The following is a 20,091-nucleotide window of genomic DNA, read 5'->3' on the forward strand; positions in this document are numbered from 1 at the left end:
CCATGTTCCGACGCGTGTCGGTGCGCTATGGGCGCACTCCCGAACCGGAGACGCCCTATCAGAGAGCCGCGCAGGTCTGGGACGAGCGCATCGGCTCTGCGCGCGTCCAGGCGAAGAACTGGCGCCTGATGGCTTTCGGCTCTCTGCTCTTGTCCTGCGGGCTCGCGGCCGGTCTCGTCTGGCAGTCGACGCATGGAACCGTCGTCCCCTGGGTCGTGGAAGTCGACAAGTTCGGCGAGGCGCGCGCCGTCGCTCCGGCGACGGCGGATTACACGCCGTCCGATCCGCAGATCGCCTGGTATCTCGCCCGCTTCATCAACGATGTGCGCGCCGCTCCGGCCGACCCTGTCGTCGTCCGGCAGAACTGGCTGCAGGCCTACGACTTCACGACGACGGCGGGCGCCGCGGCGCTCAACGATTACGCCCGCGCCAACGATCCCTTCGCCAGGCTCGGCAAGCAGCAGATCGCCGTCGACGTCTCCAGCGTCATCCGCGCCTCGACCGACTCGTTCCGCGTCGCCTGGATCGAGCGCCGCTATCAGGAAGGCGCGCTCGCCGACACCACGCGATGGACAGCGATCCTCACCATCGTCATCCAGCCGCCGACCGACGCCGATCGTCTCCGCAAGAATCCGCTCGGCGTCTACGTCAACGCCATCAACTGGTCCAAGGAGCTCGGACAATGACCCGGCCGAATTTCTTGAATGCCGGCGATCCGGCTTCGCACATTGCCGTGAACATGCGGTTCCGGAAAGATGGAAACGTGTCTTTCCGTAGAGCCGGCTTTGCGATTCTGCTCATCTCCATGCCGTCGCTCGCTGGATGCGCGAAATTCATTCCGCCGGACATCGATTATGACGACGCCGCGCCGGCGCGGCTCTCCGCCGATCCGCCGGCGCCGGTGAAAATCGTCACGCTCGCCAAGCCGCTTCCTTTACCCGGCCAATTGAAGCCGCTGCACGCGGGCAAGGCGCCGCCCGAGCCCGCCGATCCGGCCGTGCGCGTCAATCAGGCCAACGCCGCCGCCCGCGTGCAGCCGGTCCGCGACGGCTTCATCAACGCCGTGCAAGTCTATCCCTTCTCGGGTGGGGCGCTCTATCAGGTCTATGCCGCGCCCGGACAGATCACCGATGTCGCCCTGCAGGAGGGCGAGCAGCTCGTCGGCTCGGGGCCGGTTGCGGCCGGCGACACCGTGCGCTGGATCATCGGCGACACGGAGAGCGGCGCCGGCGCGACCAAGAAGATCCACATCCTCGTCAAGCCGACGCGGCCCGACCTCGTCACCAATCTCGTCGTCAACACCGATCGGCGCACCTATCTGCTCGAGCTGCGATCGACCGACAAGACCTATATGGCCTCGGTCTCCTGGCAATATCCCGAGGACCAGCTCATCGCCTTGCGTCGTCAGAACGCCACCGCCGAATCCGCTGCGCCGATCGCTGCCGGCGTCGATATCTCATCGCTGAATTTTCGCTACGCGATCCAGGGCGACAGTCCCGCCTGGCGGCCGCTGCGCGCCTTCGACGATGGGTCGAAGGTCTATATCGAATTCCCGAGCGGCATTCGGCAAGGCGAGACGCCGCCGCTCTTCGTCATCGGTCCGGCCGGCGGCTCGGAGCTCGTCAATTATCGCGTCAGTCGTAACTATTACATCGTCGATCGCCTCTTCGCCGCCGCAGAGCTCCGTCTCGGTGACGCGGACAGCGAGCGGCGCGTGCGCATCGTCCGCACCGACGGAAGGCCGCGGTCATGACGCCGGACGCGAATGATGAGAAATTCGGCTCGCCGCCGCCGATCACGCCGGACCTTCGGCTCCGAGGCGAACGCCCGCGCGTGACGCGGCTGTCGCGCAAGGTGCTGATCGGCATGGCGAGCGTCGCGGCCCTCGCGATCGCCGGCGCGCTCGGCTACGCGCTGCAGCCGCGCGACAGAAGCGGCGCGGCCCAGGAACTCTACAACACGCAGAACCGTCCTGCCGCCGACGGCCTCGCGAACCTGCCCAAGGACTATACCGGAATACCGCGTCCGGCGCCGCCGCTCGGGCCGCCTCTCCCGGGTGATCTCGGGCGACCCATTCTGAATGCTGGCGCGGCCAGCAATACGACGATTGTCGGCGCATCGGCCTCCGATCCCGAGGCGCAGCGCCGTGCGCAGGAAGGCGAGGCCGCGCGCGTGAGCCGGCTCTTTGCTCAGACGAATGAGCGCGAGAGGCCGATCACGCCGATCTCTCCGACCGCGATCTTCGCGGCCGACGCAGGCGCCGTAGCGACGCCATCTGTCGACGCCGGCTCCGCTCAGAACATGCAGGATCGCAAGACGGCTTTTCTGACGGCTTCCACCGATCGGCGAACCGTCAGTCCCGATCGGCTCGTCAAGCCTGCATCGCCGTACATCGTTCAGGCCGGAACGGTCATCCCAGCCGCACTCATCACCGGCCTCCGCTCCGATCTGCCGGGACAGATCACGGCCCAGGTGACCGAAGCGGTCTACGACAGTCCCACGGGGAAATTTCTGCTCATTCCTCAGGGCGCGAAGCTGATCGGCCAATACGACAGCTCCGTCGCCTATGGGCAAAAGCGCGTGCTCCTCGCCTGGACCCGGCTCATCATGCCCAATGGAGCCTCGATCGTGCTGGAACGGCAGCCCGGCGCCGACGCCGCCGGCTATGCCGGTCTCGAGGACGAGGTCGACAATCATTGGGACATGCTGATCAAAGGCGCGGCGCCCTCGACGCTCCTCAGCGTCGGCTCCGAAGCGGGAACGACGGGCAGCGAGAATAGCCTCATCCAAGCGATCCGTCGCGGCGGATCCAACAGCGCGAGCCAGACCGGGCAATTGCTCGTTCAACGCCAGCTCAATGTCCAGCCCACTCTCACCATTCGCCCGGGCTTTCCTGTTCGCGTGCTCGTAACGCGGGATCTCCTATTGGCTCCATACAAGGAAGGAATGGCGCCGTGACGAAACTGAAGCTCGGTCCGCTCGCCGACGACAAGCCCGTCAAAATCACCGTCGAGATTCCCGCCTCTCTGCATCGCGATCTCGTCGCCTATGCGGACGCACTCGGCAGAGCCAATGGGCAAAAGATCGGCGATCCGGCGAAGCTGATCGTTCCGATGCTCCAGCGCTTCATAGCGACCGACAGAGCCTTCGCGAAGACTCGGGCAGGGCCGAAGCCTCAACCCGATGTCGCGGAAACCGAAAGGTCGGGATAGCGAGCGCGCAGCAGATCGAGAAATGGCTGCAGCATCGGACTGCTGTTTGTCCCTTTCCAATAGGCCGCGAACTGAAGCCGCATTTGCCCACAGTCGTCATGCAGCTCGCGATGGGTCACTCCGGGGCAGCCAAATCCGGCGGCGCCTTCGAGCAGTGGCGAGACGCCATAGCCGGCGCCGACGAGGCTCAGCAGCCTGTCGAGGCTAACGTCCTGATAGCTGACACGCAAAGAACCCGAGCCGCCGGCCTTCACGCTCAGCAATTGCTCGAGCTCGGAATCGACGCCGCGCTGCGTCAGCAATATCCGATCGTCGCAAAGCTCCCGCCATTTGATCGCTTGCCGATCATAGAGCGGGTGATGTTCCGGAAGGGCCACGACCACCCTTTCATTCCAGAGCGGCAAAACGCGATCATTCCACCTCCCGCCGCCGGAAGTCAGTATGGCGACGTCGATCGCGCTGGCGACGAGCTCGCCGAGCAATCCCTCCTTGGCGCCATCGACCAAGAGAATATCCGCATCCGCGATCTGTCGACGGAACTCCGCAAGCGTCTCCCGCAGATTGCCGGCCGAGAGGGACGAGCAAATCCCTATTCGCAATGGCCTGTTTCCGCCATCGCGTCGCGTTTTGAATCGGAGGAACACGCGATCCGCTTCGTCGACGATGCGCTGCGCCGCTTCCAGAAATTCGCGGCCGACCGGCGTCGGCTTCGTTCCGCCGGTGGTGCGCTCGAACAAGTCCAGGCCGAGCTCACATTCGAGATCGCGCAATCGCCGGCTGAGGGTGGATTGACGGGTGTTCAACGTCTCCGCCGCTTGCCGGAGGCTTCGATGCCGCGAGGCGACAATGGCCCATCTCAGATCTCGAAGCTCCGGACTCACCTGAAATACCCGGTTTCACAAACTGATTTCCAGAATCGGATATGCCGACGACAGGGCTGCCATCGACCGCGCTAACGCTCTCTATTTCATTGAAAATAAATGGCCTTTTCAAGACCATCGAATGAACGGCTATCGCTTTGCAAGCTATGGTTTTTGGCGAAGGGACCCGATTCCTCCGCAATCGATGCGCCGTCCCGAGCAACCCGACGCTCTGCGGCGCAACGCTATGGACTCCTGCGTTTCCAATATGCGTTGCTAAAACGTTCTATGCGGCTTACCTTCTCTCGGCTGCAATTTGGCGAGCAGCGGCCGAACGAGATGCTGCGAACATCCCGCCCGGCCTGACCACAACCCACGCTTCGAAGGAGCATGGATCATGGCTGATTCTGAAGATAGCACGACTCCGCCTGCCGTTAGCTGGCGCGCCATTCTGCGAGGAACCGGCGCCTTGCCGTCCGGGAAGAGGACAGGAGGGGAGCCGTCCGACCCTGCGCTGCAACTCTGGCAAAGCTGGCAAGCCAATCACGCGCGGGTCGTCACGCTGACGCGCCAGTGGCAGCGCATCGAGACGCAGCTCATTCACTCGATCGGCTTCCCCGAGGTCACGATCTGTCTTTCTGGCGAGAAGGAGCCGAAAATCGCTCATTCTGTTGACGAGATCGAAGAGCTGCTCGCAGACGAGCCGGAGATCGAGAGAGAAACGCTGATCGCGGCGTTCGACGCGCAGCAAAAGCGATGGGACGAGGCGGCGGCGACGCTCGGCTTCGACACCGTCGACGCGGAACTCGAATCCGCTCTCGATAAGGAGCGCGATTTCACGGCTTCGGTCCCGGTGACGAAAGCCGCCAGCCTGCCGGGCATTGCGGCCAAGCTCTCCATCGTCATTCAGCTCGGCGAGCCGAGCCCGAAAGACACGGAATTTCCTTGGCCGGAACTGCGCTCGGCCCTGGCGGATATCGCCCGGCTGGCGTCGCCGGAAGCGGCGATCTCGCCGTTGTGATGCTCGCGCTCGGGTCCGTGGTCGCTCGACTACGGACCCGGCTTCTTTCCAACGGCTGCGCGCCTTTGCGCTGGACGATGGTCGAGTCGATCATGACATATTCGAAGTCGGAGTCGTCGGCCAGCGCCGTGAACAGCCGATCCCAGACGTCCTTCGACCATCGTGAGAAGCGTACAAACACACTGTTCCAGTTGCCGAACACTTTCGGCAGATCGCGCCATGGCGAACCGGTCCGCGCAAGCCAGAGGACCGCCTCGACGAAAAGGCGATTGTCGACCGCGCTCCGGCCCGGATCGCCGATCTTGCCGGGCAGATGCGGCGCCATCCGCGCCCATTGATCCGGACTTCCGACATGCTCGGCTCCCGAGCGAAAGGAGCTTGAATCAGATTTGCCGGTCTCCGGGAATCCTGAATGTCAACGCGCTCTAAACGACGATAAGACTTAGATAGTCGTATAAATTCGTCGATGGTGGACAAGCCGCTCAAGCGTGATCGCGACCAGTTGGCGCGGCTTTTTCGACTCGTACAGCAGCGCCTGCATCGAACAACAAACGATAAGTAATCAATGGACTGGACTATCGTCGACTGCGCCGCAAGAGCTCATCCCAACGCCGTCGTTGCCGCCCGAACCGCCACACGCCCAGCGGCTCGAGAAGATGGGCGTCAATATCTGAACGACAATGTTGCGGAGATGGAGCGAGGTTCGCCGCGATAGAGCGCGCCGCTCGAGGTGAAATTCGGCCGGTCGGTGAGATTGCTCGCGCTCACATCGAGCTTCCAATGCTCGTCGAAACGATAGCCGAGCGAGGCGCCGAGCATCTGCTGCGGCGCGAGGGTGAATCCATAGGCGTTGGGCAGGGTCGCCTCCGCGGCGCTCGCGTAATAATAGCTCGCGCCGAGCTCCAATCCGCGCAGGACCTCCCACTCCGGCTTGTAGTCGAGGCTGACGCTGAACACGCGGCGCGGCGCGCCGAGGAGATCGCTGCCCGCCTGCGAAGGGACATTGGAGTCCTTGGCGACGACGGCGTGCAGAAAGGTGGCCGCGCCGCTCGCATTCAGCCCGGGAAGAATTTCGCCGGAGAGGTTGAGCTCGACGCCATGGCTGTGTTGGCGGCCGGTGACGAGGGCGAAAAATCCGCCCGGATTCGCGGGATCGGTGATGGCGACATGGTCGCGTGTCACATCGAACAGGCCGATCTCGAAGCGCGCATTATATTCCGAAAAGCGCCGTTCGAAGCCGATCTCATATTGCGTGTCCTGCTGCGGCGGCGGCGCGTCGCCGCCTCTCACTCGCACGGAAATATTGGGGATGAGCGAGCGCCCGAAGGCCGCGAAGAGATGTGTCTGCTCGTCAGGATGGAACAATATGCCGGCGCGCGGGCTGAAATAGCCCCTGGTTCCTTTGCCGACCGTGGAGGAGGATGCCCCGGAGAGCGCGCCGAAAGGATCGAAGGTGGTTTCACGCTGCGCCAAGAGATCATAGCGGCCGCCGAAGAGAATGCGCCATTGCGGCGAAAGGTCGACGAGATCCTGCGTGTAGACGGAACGGCTCCAGGCGCGCGCCGCGCCATTGGCCCACTGCGCGCCAGAATAATCGACTCCGAGCGGATAGAGCGGCGCGCCTACGTCGATGTTCGGCAGCGCGTCGCGCGCGAATAATTCGTCATGGCCGTAGAAGTAATCCCAATGCTCGAGGCCGAGAACGACGCTGTGCCCGATGTCGCCCGTCGTGAAGCGTCCGCTCAGCCGCAACTGCGCGTCGAAATTTCGGGACGCCTGATGCGTCTGCGCCGGGCGGCCGAGCGTCAGCGAATGGACGCCGTCATAGCCCCAGTTCAGGAACCAGCCGTATTTGTTGCCGGTCAGCGAATAATCGACGACTGACGTCAACGACCAGTCGGCGTCGAAGGCGTGCTCATAGGTGAAGGTGAAATCAGCCGAATTCGGCTTTTCGTGCTCATTGACCGGCGCGCCCGCGTAGAAGGGGCGCGGCACGTGCAGAAAGAGCGGCGACGCCGGGGCGCCGTCGCGATAGACCAAGCGCGCCGCTTGATATTCGGTGCGCAGCGTCGCCTTGTCGCCATTGTCGAAGACGAGAGTCGCCGCCGGAGCGACGAGAAAGCCACGAGAGCGCACATAGTCCACGAAGCTGCCGACGCTCTGCGCGAAGCCTGTCATGCGGAACAGCAGCGTCTGCGTATCGTTCAGCGGCGTACCGACGTCGAAGGTCGTGCGATAGACGTCAAAGGAGCCGATCGTCGTCGTTCCGCGCGCGAAGCGCTCGGCGACCGGTGCCTTGCGGATGTAGTTTGCCGAGCCGCCATAGCCGCCGAGCGCCTTGCCGAACAACATGGCGCTCGGGCCCTTGTAGAATTCGACGTGATCAATCGTCGAGAGATTGACGTCCTGCGCGGTGAAGCCATGCGCGGCGCCGTCGAAGAGCGTGAGGCCGCCGGGAAAGCCGCGCATCACGAAGCTCGGCGAATAGCCGGAGTCGCCGATCGAAGCATTGACGAAGACGCCCGCGACATCCTTGCCGAGACCCTTCGCCTTCGGGGCCTCGTCCTTCTTTTCCTCCTCCATTGCTCGGGGTTGCGGGATATTTGACCTCCCATCGACGGTCGTTTCGACGCAAAGAGCGGGTGCGGGCAGGGCGAAAATCGACATCATCGCTATGTCGCGTAGGTTTCGACGATAGGGAGTAAGTGCGCTCGATAGCCTCGCGAGTCGCTCGCGTGGACATAAGAAAAATGAGGAGACTGCGAGAGGCGGGCGACGCTCGGCGCGCCACGCCCGAGAATATGCGTCGGGACAAAACATCACATGACTCTCACAGCGAAACTCGCCCCCAAACGGAGCCGAGGCCGTCAGGTGCAACACGCCATTCTTTTATATTGCTCTCCATTGGAGCTGCAATCGAGCAATTAAAACGTCGACGAATATTTTTCGATCTCGCAAACGTTTCGTGAGATTCTCGAAGGCCGCATCGTCGAACGCGACTTGCGCGCCGCGCCTTCTTCCACCAAACGTAGACGCCGGTGACCGACAGCATGGCGGTGACAAGGCCGAACGCATTCGCCATATGTAGAGCGACAAGCAGGGCGGCGAAGTAGTTTGCGCATTGAGCGGGCTCGAAGATGTCGGCGCAGGCTTCGAGGGTGCGCATCAGAGCGCCGGTGTGCGCTCGGCGATTTTGCTCAGATGCCTTTCAGCTTGGAAAACGCCTTCTCGATCGGGTTCATGTTGGGGCTATAGGGCGGGAGATTGTGCAGCTTTGCGCCCGCGGCCTCGATCATCTCCTCGACGCGCGGGCCCTTGTCGTCGCACACCTTTGTTCCGCCATCGTGCGGAGGCAATGCAGGTGAATGGCGATGGCCGAGCGGTGGAAAAATAGGGATGGGACGGGATTGCGGACTGCGGAGAGGGAAATACAGCCAGACGGCGTGGGCGATGATCTGTGGTAGGAAGCGATGGCGCCTGTCGCTCGGAGTCGGTCGGTTCATGATGCCAAAGTGACTCACCGCAACCTACTTGTCGGTTAACGTGATATCAACCCGGCAGGTGTGAGCAAGTCCCCTAGGAGCCGTTTTGCTTCACGTAAATTGAAGCATTTGGTCAGCTATCGTGCCGGCTTCAAGAGCATCGTGTTGCGTGTGTCAGATATGCGGAACGGCCGCGAACGCCCGGCAACCCAATCCGCTTCCTGATCCGCGTAATGGGGGGAACCGAGTTGCCCAGATTGACCGGCCGCCATCTGCATTAACCCCTCCGTCTCATGCCCTGGCGCTACGACCATCCGCGCGTTGGCTCCGGAGCTCTTGCCTTCTTCTGAAAAATAAAATCTGACACATTGCGCGCATCCAGAAACGGGTGCGCGCGGCATGTTCAGGAAAGGGGCAAGCACGGGCGCGGCGACCGCGAGCGGGTGACGAATCTCGACCCGATTTGTTTCTCCCCAGCTGAGTTCGCTTGCGGCGCGCCCTCCATTGAACTGTGCCACGCGCCGCGCGCTTTCCACCAGCATGGCGCGCAGAAAATGCATCCAATCACGATGCTTGCTGCGGTCCGGAAGCAATTCGGGAAGCTTGGTGTCGACGATGCGCTGGAGCGGGACATCGACATTGGCCCAGTCATAGGCGAAGCCCGGGTCGAGCGCGCGGCATCTCGCCAGCAAGGGTGACAGAACGGCATCGATCAGCGACTTGCGGAACTCGATAAGCAACGGGAGCCCGAGGCTCGCGCTTTCCGCGCGCCCGTCCCAGGCTTCGAGCGCGCGGATCGAGTTAGCGGAGTCTTTGTCGCTCTCGCTGTCGGCGCCCTCCAAGGCTCGCAACGCGACGATCTGATAATATCGGTAGAACTCGGTCGAGGCGTCTAGCTGAAGTGCTGCCATATCGTTCTCGTTGACGTGCGACAGCTCGCTCAGGCGCCGGCTGATCCGCCAGGCGCGAAACCCTCCAGAATAGTCATGGCCGATCTTTGGCGCGAGCTCGGAAGCGCCGAGCATGCGCTGATTGGCGTTGACGATATAGCCCGATGCGGGATTCTCGATGCTGGGAAGTTCATCCTTCGAATAGTAACCGTCCCATCCGACACTGCCATCGTCCCAAAATTCGGCGAAAAGGCCGGTGAAACCGCGTCGTTTCGGAATACGCCCCATCAAGGTCCAGGCGATCGCACCGGAGCTGTCCGCAAGGAGAGCATTGAGCGGAGGAACGCCCGTATCGCGCAAGAGCGGCATCGCGTCCGCGACGGTCGCGACTCCGTCCATTTCCATCAGATCGAGATTTGTCGCCGCGGGATCGAGCATCGTCCAGCGGATGGCGATCTCATCGCCGAGCAGCGGCTCGGGCAGAATCGGGCCCCAGATCGTATCTTTGACTCGCAGCTCGACCGAAGCCCCGCCCCGCACGTCTATGCGCTCCTCACGGACCGAAAAGTGTCGTGCGCCCTCGGGCGTGCGATATTTCTCAGGCTCGCCCGAGTCCCTATGCAGTCGAACCAGATCGACGAAGTCGCCCTCGACGCTCGTGAGCCCCCAGGCGACGCGCCCGTTCGACCCCGCGATGACCAGCGGCAGTCCCGGCAGCGTCAAGCCTTCGATCCGAGACGCGCCGTAGGCGAGGTCGGCCTGATACCAGATGTTCGGGGTTTCGAGCCGCAGATGCATGTCATTGGCGAGAAGCGCACGGCCATCTCGGGTCCTGCCGGGCGAAACGATCCACCCGTTGGAGCCGCGCGGCGTCCGTTCGCTCTGGACGAGGCCCGCGCTGCGCGGACGCTCTCCCGCTTCCCGCATGAGCTGCGCGAGTTCCAGAACCGGAAGTGCGCCCGGCGCGCAGCGCTCGGGCGCTCGCGGCGCGAGCTCTTCGTTGTAGCAGTCGCCGTCCGGCGTCAGGAATTCGACGACCGGCGCCGGAAGAGCCGCGCGCATGACGCTGGCCGTGCGTTCTTGATCCGCCGAAAAGGACAGATTCGCCAGATTGAAGGCGACCAGGATGCTGTCGCGCGGACGCCATGGCTCCGGCGCATAGGCCAGCACGGTGAATTCCCACGGCCATATGGGGGCGTCCCGCATCGCTTGATTGACGCCTGCCGCATATGCGTCCAGCGCCGCTCGCTGCGCGGCCGGAAGCTGTCGCAGGACCGCGTCGGCGAGGCGTTCGAAGCCCATTGTGCGGCTCCAGGCGTCCTCCTTGACCAATGCTGAGCCGAAGAGCTCCGCCAATCTTCCGCCTGTCTTGCGGCGGAGCATGTCCAGCTGGAACAGCCGGTCCCGCGCCGTCGCATAGCCCAGAGCGGCATAGGCGTCCGTTCGGCTTTGAGCGCGGATATGCGGCACGCCGATCGCATCGAACTCCACCACGACCGATTGTTCGAGACCGGACACGACATGGGAGCCGTGCTCCTCTGAAACCGGCAGGCGCACGATCGCATATAGCGCCGCCGCCACCGTCAGGAGAGCGCCGCCGGCGAAGCGGCCGAGGCAAAGCATCATCTTACGCATGTTCGATCTGTCCGGCGGTCATTTGCAGGACGTAATCGGCCAAATGAAAATAGCGGTCGTCGTGCGTGATCACTATGACCGTCTTTCCTCGTGCTTTCAGGTCCGGCAGAAGCTTACGGTAGAAGATCTCGCGGTACTGCGGATCCTGCTCGGCGGCCCATTCGTCGAAGAGATAGAACGGCCGATCCTCCACATAGGCGGTGAGCAGCGCCAGCCTCTTGCGCTGCCCGCGCGATAGGTCGACCGTCGAGAAGCGGCCGTCTTCGATGCGAAGCTTCTTGTCGAGTTTGAGAAGCGCGAGCAGCTCTTCGGCGCGCGCTTGCGCTTCGGCGCCTGCGTAACCGAGAAGGGAGTCGAAGATGAACGCGTCGGCGAAGACGGCGGAAAAATTCTGTCGATAGGCTTCCCGATTCTCATCGACGACGCATTCGCCGCCGAGCCGGATATCACCGCCGCCCGGGGGAAACAAGCCCAGGATGAGCATGGCCAAGGTCGTCTTGCCGCTGCCGTTGCCCCCCGTCACGAACACCAGCTCCCCGGGCTCGATACGAAGATCAATCGGCCCCAATCGATAGCCGACCTCGTCATTGTCCCCTTGATATTGATGCGTTACGCCAACGAGCTCCAACTGGCTCGGTCGTGACCGGCAGAAGGCCGGCGGCGCCTCGGCGGCGGCATCGGCCTCCACCGCCAGCTTCAGTCCCATCGCTTCGATATTGCGAAGCGCCACGACGCCTTTGCTGATATTCGGAAGCCAGCTTCCCACCATCGACAGCGGCCCTCCGAGGAACAGAACGGCGAGCGCGAAGCCGATCGACGTCTCCGAGGAAATCGTCAGAAAATTCGGGACAACAAACAAAATCAAGCCGATTAACAAGTAGAACAGCGCATCCACCCAGCGATCGACCAGAATCAGGATCGCCAGCGCCTTGATTTTTTGGCTCTTGAGAGTGCGCGCTGTACCGCGCAGTTCGTCGTCCAGAAAGGCCTGCCGACGTCGCGCGTCGATCTTCAGCTCCTTGCCGCCTTCGGTCGCGGCACGGAAATGTCCAAACATCGAGTTCTCCGTTCGCCGGGCCTGCTCGAACCACCGCAGAGCCCATTTCTGCGGGACTTGCAGCCCGACGAAACACAGGGTCACATAGATCGCCGAAGCGAGACAGAGAGACGGGGACAGCAGGCAGAGATAGACGAACACGGCGATGACCTTCGAGCCTTCGATGAAAAACGAAGGCAAGGATTCCTGAGCAACTACGACGCTCTCGACATCGCTGGTGAGGGCGGCCATGAGCCGATGCGCCCCCAACGCCTGCACCTGCCGCATCGGGGCCGCGAGAATGCACCGGCTGAGCCAGAGGCGAAGGCTGTAGAGATTTTCTTGGGCGATCCTAGATAACAGGATCTGCGACACGGCGCTCGTTGCGACCGCAATCGCGCAGAGGACGAAAAAGCCGATGGCGGCCTCCGCTGTTCTCTGCCCTCCGCTCTCGAGCGCGCGCGCGATGAAGGTGAGAAGGCAGGCGCTGCTTGCACCGGCGATCACGCCTGTGGCGACCGAGAACGCCACGGTGGTTTTCGACGCAGCGAAAACGCGCCACAAACGCCAAGCCGTGACACGCGGTCCATTCATATCCGTGCTCGCGTCGCTCATGGTCAGCTCCGAAATCTTTCGCTCTTCCTCAGCGACGGCGCCCGGGGCGCCGGCGCTTTCCGACGCGGCATGCGAATCCTTCGGCGCACGCCACGGCGCAGCCTCGTTTCCTTCCGTGTCATTCGGGCGCCCACAGCGCATCGACGATTTCCTGGTGCACGCGTTCGTCGACCACGATTTCCTCGTGCGTCGCATCAACCCATCGCGTCTCGACGGCGCCTCGTGCAAAGCGCGTCAAGGCCACGGGGCCGGCGTTCGACGCCCCGCGCGCCTTGGAAGCTCGCCAGACGCTCAGATTTGCGAGCACTGAATCGAATTGCAGGCGGTCGAGCATGTCTTCGAACGCCATGCTGTCGTCGAAGAGCATGTCCAGGACCTCGGTCGACACATCCGTCCAGAGGCCGCGCTCCTGTCCCCAGATGCCTGCATATACGAAGCGTTCGCGATCGCTGTCTCCCGGCCGATTTCCGAGAAGATGACGCCGATCTTCCTCCGTCAGCGCCGTCTCTATATCCACGTCCTGAAAGTCGGCGAACTGCTCGACATAGTCCAAGGCGGTCGAACGTTCTCGGGACGAGCTCGCAGAGAGGCTTGGATCGAGCAAGCCGAGGAAGGCGACGCGTTCTCCCTCGGCTTCGAGCAGCGAAGCCATATTGAGAGCGATCGCTCCGCCTGCGCTCCAGCCGAGCAGAAGATAGGGGCCGTGCGGCTGATTGTTCCTTATCAAGCGGACATAGTCGGCGGCCATCTCCGCGATCGACAAGGCTCGGTACCCGGGCTCAAGCAGATGTCGCGATTGAATGCCGTGAACAGGCCGTACGGCTCCGACTCTTCTGGCGAGATCCTGATAGCGAATGACCGATCCGCCCGCCGGATGAATGCAATAGAGCGGGGTTCGGGCCGGGCCGGCGCTGAGCCGGACCAGCGGCGTCTGCATTTTCTCGTCGTCGGAAGAGATCAGCCGCGCGAGCTGCGAGACGGTCGGCGCGCGAAAAATCGCGGCCACGAACAATGTGCTGCAGACCGATCGGCGAATCCTCTCCACGAGCTTCAGGCCGAGAATCGAATTTCCGCCGAGGTCGAAGAAATTGTCGTCGACGCCGATACGTTCGAGGCCGAGAACCTCCTTGAACTCGCGAAGGAGAAGCCATTCCGTCACGCTCTTCGGCGGGGCATGGGCGTCTTGCGCATATTCGTCGAGGTCGCGGTCCGGCAACGCCTTGCGGTCGAGCTTGCCATTGGATGTGAGCGGCAGCGCCGCGAGTCGCACGAACAGCTGCGGGACCATGTAGTCCGGCAATTCGCGTCGCAGCGCCGCCTTCAGCAAAGCGAAATCCATTTCCCCTTCGCCCGTCACATATGCGACGAGCCGTTTGTCGCCGAAAATGTCCGGACGCGCCGCCACTAGCGTCTCGCGCACCTCGGGCAGGCGCCGCAGCGCCGTCTCGATCTCGCCGAGCTCGATGCGGAAGCCCCGGATCTTCACCTGATGATCGAGCCGTCCGAGGAACTCGATGTTCCCGTCTACCCGGAAGCGCGCCATATCCCCGGTGCGATACATTCGATCGCCGGACGCGTCGAACGGGTTGGGAACGAAGCGCTCCGCGGTCAGATCGGCGCGGCAGAGATAGCCGCGCGCGAGGCCGACGCCGCCGATATGGAGCTCGCCCGCGACGCCGATCGGAACAGGCTCCGCATTCGCGTCGAGAATGTAGGCTCGGGCATTGCTCACCGGGCGGCCGATCGGAATGTCGCACAACAAATCGGCGTCCCTGTTCGAACGGAAATAGGTTGCATTGACCGTGGCCTCGGTCGGCCCGTAGGTGTTTGTCCAGCCGATCTCGGCGCCGGACAGCGCACGCCACTGGCGCAGCGTCTCGACGTCTGCTTTCTCCCCACCCACCGAGATCGCGCGCAGGCTTCCCGGAAGCGTCGCATTCGCTTCGGCCAGCCATTGCGTCAAATGACGCCAGACCGCTGTGGAGGCGTTCAGGAATGTCACATGCGCCTTCTCCAGCATGGCGACGAAGCTCGACCAGGACTCTCCCAGCCGCGCCGGCGCCAGGACGAGCCTGGCTCCGCTCGATAGAGCCGGAAAGATTTCTTCCACGGCCATATCGAAGCCGAGCGAGGCGAGTTGGAGAACGCGGTCGTCCGATCCGAGACTGAAAAGATCGATTTGGCCGAGTGTCAGATTGACCACGCCGCGGTGGGGCACGGCGACGCCTTTGGGCTTTCCGGTGGAGCCGGAGGTGTAGATGACATAGGCGAGGTTCTGCGGCGCGGCGCGCCTGCCGAGCGGCTCGGCGCTCTCGCGGGCGAGCGCCTCGCGCTCCGCGTCGAGAAGCAGCACGGGCGTTCCAGAGGGGAGCCGCTCCGCGAAACGCTCCTGCGCCAGCACGAGCCGCGGCGACGCGTCGGCGATCATATAGGCGAGGCGCTCATCCGGATAATCGGGGTCGAGCGGAAGATAGGCTCCGCCGGCCTTCAGCACGCCGAGCAGACCCACCACCATGTCGAGCGAGCGCTCGACGCACAGGGCGACGATCGTCTCCGGCCCGACGCCGAGCCGGACGAGGCGCCGCGCCAGCCGATTGGCGCGCGCCTCCAGCTCGCCATAGGACAATTCCTCCGCCCCGAACACTGCCGCCGTCGCCTCCGGCCGCCGCCGGGCCTGCGCCTCGAACAGCTCGTGGATGCAAGCCTCGCGCGGAAAATCCGACGCCGTGTCGTTCCACTCCACCACCAGCCGATGACGCTCCGCGGCGGTCGTCATCGGAAGCGCGTCGGCGCGCCGCATCGGATCGGCCGCGATCCCCTCCAGCAGCGTGAGGTAATGCGACGCCATCCGCTCGATCGTCGCAGGCTCGAACAGCGCCGTCGCATATTCGAGCGACGCGATCATGCCTTTCCCCGCATCGCCCCCCTCCGCCTCGGCGAGTTCCAGCGTCAGATCGAACTTCGAGGTTCCGCTGTCCGTCTCCAGCGCCTCGATCCGCAGCCCCGGAAGGGCAAACGCCCGCTCCGGCGCGTTCTGATAAGCGAACATCGCCTGGAACAGCGAGCTGCGACTCATGTCCCGCGCGGGCTGCAGTTCCTCCACCAGCCGCTCGAACGGCAGGTCCTGATGCTCTTGCGCGCCGAGCGCCGCCTCGCGAACCCGTTCCAGAAGCTCGACGAAGCTCGGCTCCCCCGAAAGGTCCGCCCGCAGGGCCAGCGTGTTGACGAAAAACCCGATCAGCCCTTCGAGTTCGACCCGCCGCCGGTTCGCCACCGGCGCGCCGACGCAGAAGTCCTTCTGTCCGCTGTAGCGCGACAGCAGTAGTTGAAACGTCGCCAGGAACGCCATGAACGGCGTCGCGCCCCGCTCGCGCGCCAGCTCCTTCACCCGCGCCGCCAGCCGCGCCGGAATCTCGAAACGATGCACGGCTCCCGCATGATCCTGCACGGGCGGGCGCGCATGGTCTGTCGGAAGCTCGAGAACGAAGGATGCTCCGCTCAGAGCCTGCCGCCAATAAGAAAGCTGCCGCTCCAGGACTTCCCCCTGCAGCCATTCCCGCTGCCACGCCGCGTAATCGGCGTATTGAATCGCGAGCGGCGCGAGCGGCGACGCCAGCCCCTGAATCCGAGCCTCGTAGAGCGCCGCGAACTCGCGCATCAGCACATCCGTCGACCAGCCGTCGGAGACGATGTGATGCAGAGTGAAGGCGACGACATGCTCGCGGGCTTTGGTCTCTTCGCCGATTCCGAGATCGACCACGAGCACGCGCAAGAGCGGGCCGCGGGCCAGATCGAAGGGTCGTCGCGCCTCCGCCTCGACGAGGCGCCGCGCCTCCCTCTCCCGCTCGTCGCGCGGCAGCTCGCTCAGATCGACGACGGGACAGGCGATCACGAGCGACGGCGCCACGATCTGCGTCGCCTCTCCATCCGACCCTCCGAAGCTCGTCCGCAATGCCTCGTGGCGAGCCACGATCTCGTTCACGCTCCAGCAAACTACCGAAATATCCAGCGCGCCCACGATCCTCAGCGCCGTGGGAATGACATAGGACGCCTCGCCCGGACGAAGCTGCTCCAGAAACCACAGGCGCTGCTGCGCGAACGACAGCGGCATGGGCGCGCCGCGCAACACGCGAGCGATGGGCGAAGCGGCGTCCGATTCCGCATATGCGTCGAATTCGAGCGCCGCCGCATATTTCGCGACAGTCGAACGCTCGAACAACATTCGCAGCGACACCGGCCACTGCGTTTCGCTTTTGATTCGCGCCGTCGCTTTGACAGCCTTCAGGGAATGTCCGCCGAGCGCAAAAAAATCGTCATCGACCCCGATGCGTTCGAGGCCGAGCACTTCGGCGAATATTCGGCACAGTGTCTCTTCCATCGGCGTCTGTGGGGCGACGAAGTCGCCGCGCGTCGCCTCCGAGAAACCGGGCTCGGGTAACGCCTTGCGGTCGAGCTTGCCGCTCGACGTGAGCGGCATCGCCTCGAGCCGCACGAACAGCGGCGGGATCATGTAGTCCGGCAATTCGCGTCGCAGCGCCGCCTTCAGCAAAGCGAAATCCATTTCCCCTTCGCCCGTCACATATGCGACGAGCCGTTTGTCGCCGAAAACGTCCGGACGCGCCGCCACTAGCGTCTCGCGCACCTCGGGCAGGCGCCGCAGCGCCGTCTCGATCTCGCCGAGCTCGATGCGGAAGCCCCGGATCTTCACCTGATGATCGAGCCGTCCGAGGAACTCGATGTTCCCGTCTACCCGGAAGCGCGCCATATCCCCGGTGCGATACATTCGATCGCCGGACGCGTCGAACGGGTTGGGAACGAAGCGCTCCGCGGTCAGATCGGCGCGGCAGAGATAGCCGCGCGCGAGGCCGACGCCGCCGATATGGAGCTCGCCCGCGACGCCGATCGGAACAGGCTCCGCATTCGCGTCGAGAACATAGAGCTGGATATTCGCGATCGGACGGCCGATCGGCACGCTCTGCGAGCCGTCGTCGCGTAGGCATTCATATGCGCTGACGTCGATCGACGCCTCGGTCGGGCCATAGAAATTATGAAGCTCCGCCCGCGACGAGGCGTGAAAATTGCGCACTGCCGTCACCGGTAGGTCCTCGCCGCCGCAGAACGTCCGCCGCAGCGACGGCAGCGCCGAGAGATTCACAACGCTCATGAACGCCTGCAGCATCGACGGCACGAAATGCAGCGTGGTGACGCGGCGCCGCTCGATCAGCTCGGCGAGCCGCGCCGGCTCGCGATGGTCGTTCGGCGCCGCGAACACGAGCCGGGCTCCCGCCTGCAGCGGCCAGAAGAACTCCCACACCGAGACGTCGAAGCCGAATGGGGTCTTTTGCAAGAGCGTGTCGTCGGCCTCGAGCCCGTAGCGCTTCTGCATGCAGTCGATGCGGTTGACCACGCCGCGGTGGGGCACGGCGACGCCTTTGGGCTTTCCGGTGGAGCCGGAGGTGTAGATGACATAGGCGAGGTTCTGCGGCGCGGCGCGCCTGCCGAGCGGCTCGGCGCTCTCGCGGGCGAGCGCCTCGCGCTCCGCGTCGAGAAGCAGCACGGGCGTTCCAGAGGGGAGCCGCTCCGCGAAACGCTCCTGCGCCAGCACGAGCCGCGGCGACGCGTCGGCGATCATATAGGCGAGGCGCTCATCCGGATAATCGGGGTCGAGCGGAAGATAGGCTCCGCCGGCCTTCAGCACGCCGAGCAGACCCACCACCATGTCGAGCGAGCGCTCGACGCACAGGGCGACGATCGTCTCCGGCCCGACGCCGAGCCGGACGAGGCGCCGCGCCAGCCGATTGGCGCGCGCCTCCAGCTCGCCATAGGACAATTCCTCCGCCCCGAACACTGCCGCCGTCGCCTCCGGCCGCCGCCGGGCCTGCGCCTCGAACAGCTCGTGGATGCAAGCCTCGCGCGGAAAATCCGACGCCGTGTCGTTCCACTCCACCACCAGCCGATGACGCTCCGCGGCGGTCGTCATCGGAAGCGCGTCGGCGCGCCGCATCGGATCGGCCGCGATCCCCTCCAGCAGCGTGAGGTAATGCGACGCCATCCGCTCGATCGTCGCAGGCTCGAACAGCGCCGTCGCATATTCGAGCGACGCGATCATGCCTTTCCCCGCATCGCCCCCCTCCGCCTCGGCGAGTTCCAGCGTCAGATCGAACTTCGAGGTTCCGCTGTCCGTCTCCAGCGCCTCGATCCGCAGCCCCGGAAGGGCAAACGCCCGCTCCGGCGCGTTCTGATAAGCGAACATCGCCTGGAACAGCGAGCTGCGACTCATGTCCCGCGCGGGCTGCAGTTCCTCCACCAGCCGCTCGAACGGCAGGTCCTGATGCTCTTGCGCGCCGAGCGCCGCCTCGCGAACCCGTTCCAGAAGCTCGACGAAGCTCGGCTCCCCCGAAAGGTCCGCCCGCAGGGCCAGCGTGTTGACGAAAAACCCGATCAGCCCTTCGAGTTCGACCCGCCGCCGGTTCGCCACCGGCGCGCCGACGCAGAAGTCCTTCTGTCCGCTGTAGCGCGACAGCAGTAGTTGAAACGTCGCCAGGAACGCCATGAACGGCGTCGCGCCCCGCTCGCGCGCCAGCTCCTTCACCCGCGCCGCCAGCCGCGCCGGAATCTCGAAACGATGCACGGCTCCCGCATGATCCTGCACGGGCGGGCGCGCATGGTCTGTCGGAAGCTCGAGAACGAAGGATGCTCCGCTCAGAGCCTGCCGCCAATAAGAAAGCTGCCGCTCCAGGACTTCCCCCTGCAGCCATTCCCGCTGCCACGCCGCATAATCGGCGTATTGAATCGCGAGCGGCGCGAGCGGCGACGCCAGCCCCTGAATCCGAGCCTCGTAGAGCGCCGCGAACTCGCGCATCAGCACATCCGTCGACCAGCCGTCGGAGACGATGTGATGCAGAGTGAAGGCGACGACATGCTCGCGGGCTTTGGTCTCTTCGCCGATTCCGAGATCGACCACGAGCACGCGCAAGAGCGGGCCGCGGGCCAGATCGAAGGGTCGTCGCGCCTCCGCCTCGACGAGGCGCCGCGCCTCTCTCTCCCGCTCGTCGCGCGGCAGCTCGCTCAGATCGACGACGGGACAGGCGATCACGAGCGACGGCGCCACGATCTGCGTCGCCTCTCCATCCGACCCTCCGAAGCTCGTCCGCAATGCCTCGTGGCGAGCCACGATCTCGTTCACGCTCCAGCAAACTACCGAAATATCCAGCGCGCCCACGATCCTCAGCGCCGCGGGAATGACATAGGACGCTTCGCCCGGACGAAGCTGCTCCAGAAAAAGCAGGCGCTGCTGCGCGAATGACAGTGGCATAGGCGTGGCGCGCGACACGCGAGTG

The 20,091-nt window shown here is 64.2% G+C and carries 10 protein-coding genes and 2 pseudogenes; 5 read left to right on the forward strand and 7 right to left on the reverse strand.

From position 1 onward, the window contains the following. Positions 1 to 2: 2 nt before the first annotated feature. From trbF to AC6IW9_RS12305, 4 genes are read left to right on the forward strand one after another with little or no spacing between them, the layout of a single operon-like run. Entirely contained in the window at positions 3 to 686 is a 684-nt protein-coding gene (gene trbF / locus AC6IW9_RS12290) for a conjugal transfer protein TrbF (protein WP_497763822.1), read from the forward strand. Next, positions 683 to 1,753, forward strand: coding sequence for a P-type conjugative transfer protein TrbG (trbG, locus tag AC6IW9_RS12295; protein WP_497763821.1), 1,071 nt, complete (start codon positions 683 to 685; stop codon positions 1,751 to 1,753). The genes trbF and trbG overlap by 4 nt, the downstream gene beginning before the upstream one ends. After that, positions 1,750 to 2,958, forward strand: a complete 1,209-nt coding sequence (locus AC6IW9_RS12300; protein ID WP_497763820.1) for a TraB/TrbI/VirB10 family type IV secretion system protein — start codon at positions 1,750 to 1,752, stop codon at positions 2,956 to 2,958. The genes trbG and AC6IW9_RS12300 overlap by 4 nt, the downstream gene beginning before the upstream one ends. Beyond that, positions 2,955 to 3,212, forward strand: a complete 258-nt coding sequence (locus AC6IW9_RS12305; RefSeq protein ID WP_497763819.1) for a DUF2274 domain-containing protein — start codon at positions 2,955 to 2,957, stop codon at positions 3,210 to 3,212. Before AC6IW9_RS12300 ends, AC6IW9_RS12305 begins: the two co-directional genes overlap by 4 nt. On the opposite strand, the gene AC6IW9_RS12310 is transcribed toward AC6IW9_RS12305, so the two are convergent. Continuing rightward, positions 3,176 to 4,093: a LysR family transcriptional regulator gene (locus AC6IW9_RS12310; protein WP_497764014.1), complete on the reverse strand. Its 918-nt coding sequence runs from the start codon at positions 4,091 to 4,093 to the stop codon at positions 3,176 to 3,178. The genes AC6IW9_RS12305 and AC6IW9_RS12310 overlap by 37 nt on opposite strands. A gap of 376 nt (positions 4,094 to 4,469) precedes the next feature. On the opposite strand from AC6IW9_RS12310, the gene AC6IW9_RS12315 reads away from it, so the two are divergent. Further along, the gene (locus AC6IW9_RS12315) at positions 4,470 to 5,093 is read left to right on the forward strand and encodes a hypothetical protein (RefSeq protein WP_497764015.1); all 624 of its coding nucleotides are present in this window, start codon (positions 4,470 to 4,472) and stop codon (positions 5,091 to 5,093) included. 37 nt (positions 5,094 to 5,130) lie between these two features. Here the strand turns inward: AC6IW9_RS12315 and AC6IW9_RS12320 are convergent. From AC6IW9_RS12320 to AC6IW9_RS12345, 6 genes and pseudogenes are all read right to left on the reverse strand, one after another. Continuing rightward, positions 5,131 to 5,433, reverse strand: a pseudogene (locus tag AC6IW9_RS12320) (transposase); the annotation flags it as partial. 323 nt (positions 5,434 to 5,756) lie between these two features. Then, positions 5,757 to 7,676, reverse strand: coding sequence for a TonB-dependent receptor (locus tag AC6IW9_RS12325; protein ID WP_497764016.1), 1,920 nt, complete (start codon positions 7,674 to 7,676; stop codon positions 5,757 to 5,759). 412 nt (positions 7,677 to 8,088) lie between these two features. Further along, positions 8,089 to 8,410 (reverse strand): annotated as a pseudogene (locus AC6IW9_RS12330) (transposase); the annotation flags it as partial. A gap of 302 nt (positions 8,411 to 8,712) precedes the next feature. Beyond that, complete coding sequence (locus tag AC6IW9_RS12335) at positions 8,713 to 11,100, reverse strand: penicillin acylase family protein (protein WP_497764017.1); 2,388 nt, start codon at positions 11,098 to 11,100, stop codon at positions 8,713 to 8,715. Beyond that, positions 11,093 to 12,751, reverse strand: coding sequence for a cyclic peptide export ABC transporter (locus AC6IW9_RS12340; protein WP_497764018.1), 1,659 nt, complete (start codon positions 12,749 to 12,751; stop codon positions 11,093 to 11,095). The genes AC6IW9_RS12335 and AC6IW9_RS12340 overlap by 8 nt, the downstream gene beginning before the upstream one ends. Positions 12,752 to 12,869: 118 nt before the next feature. Beyond that, positions 12,870 to 20,066: an amino acid adenylation domain-containing protein gene (locus tag AC6IW9_RS12345; RefSeq protein WP_497772513.1), complete on the reverse strand. Its 7,197-nt coding sequence runs from the start codon at positions 20,064 to 20,066 to the stop codon at positions 12,870 to 12,872. Positions 20,067 to 20,091: the final 25 nt, after the last annotated feature.

This window comes from Methylosinus sp. shoA, from assembly GCF_059718125.1.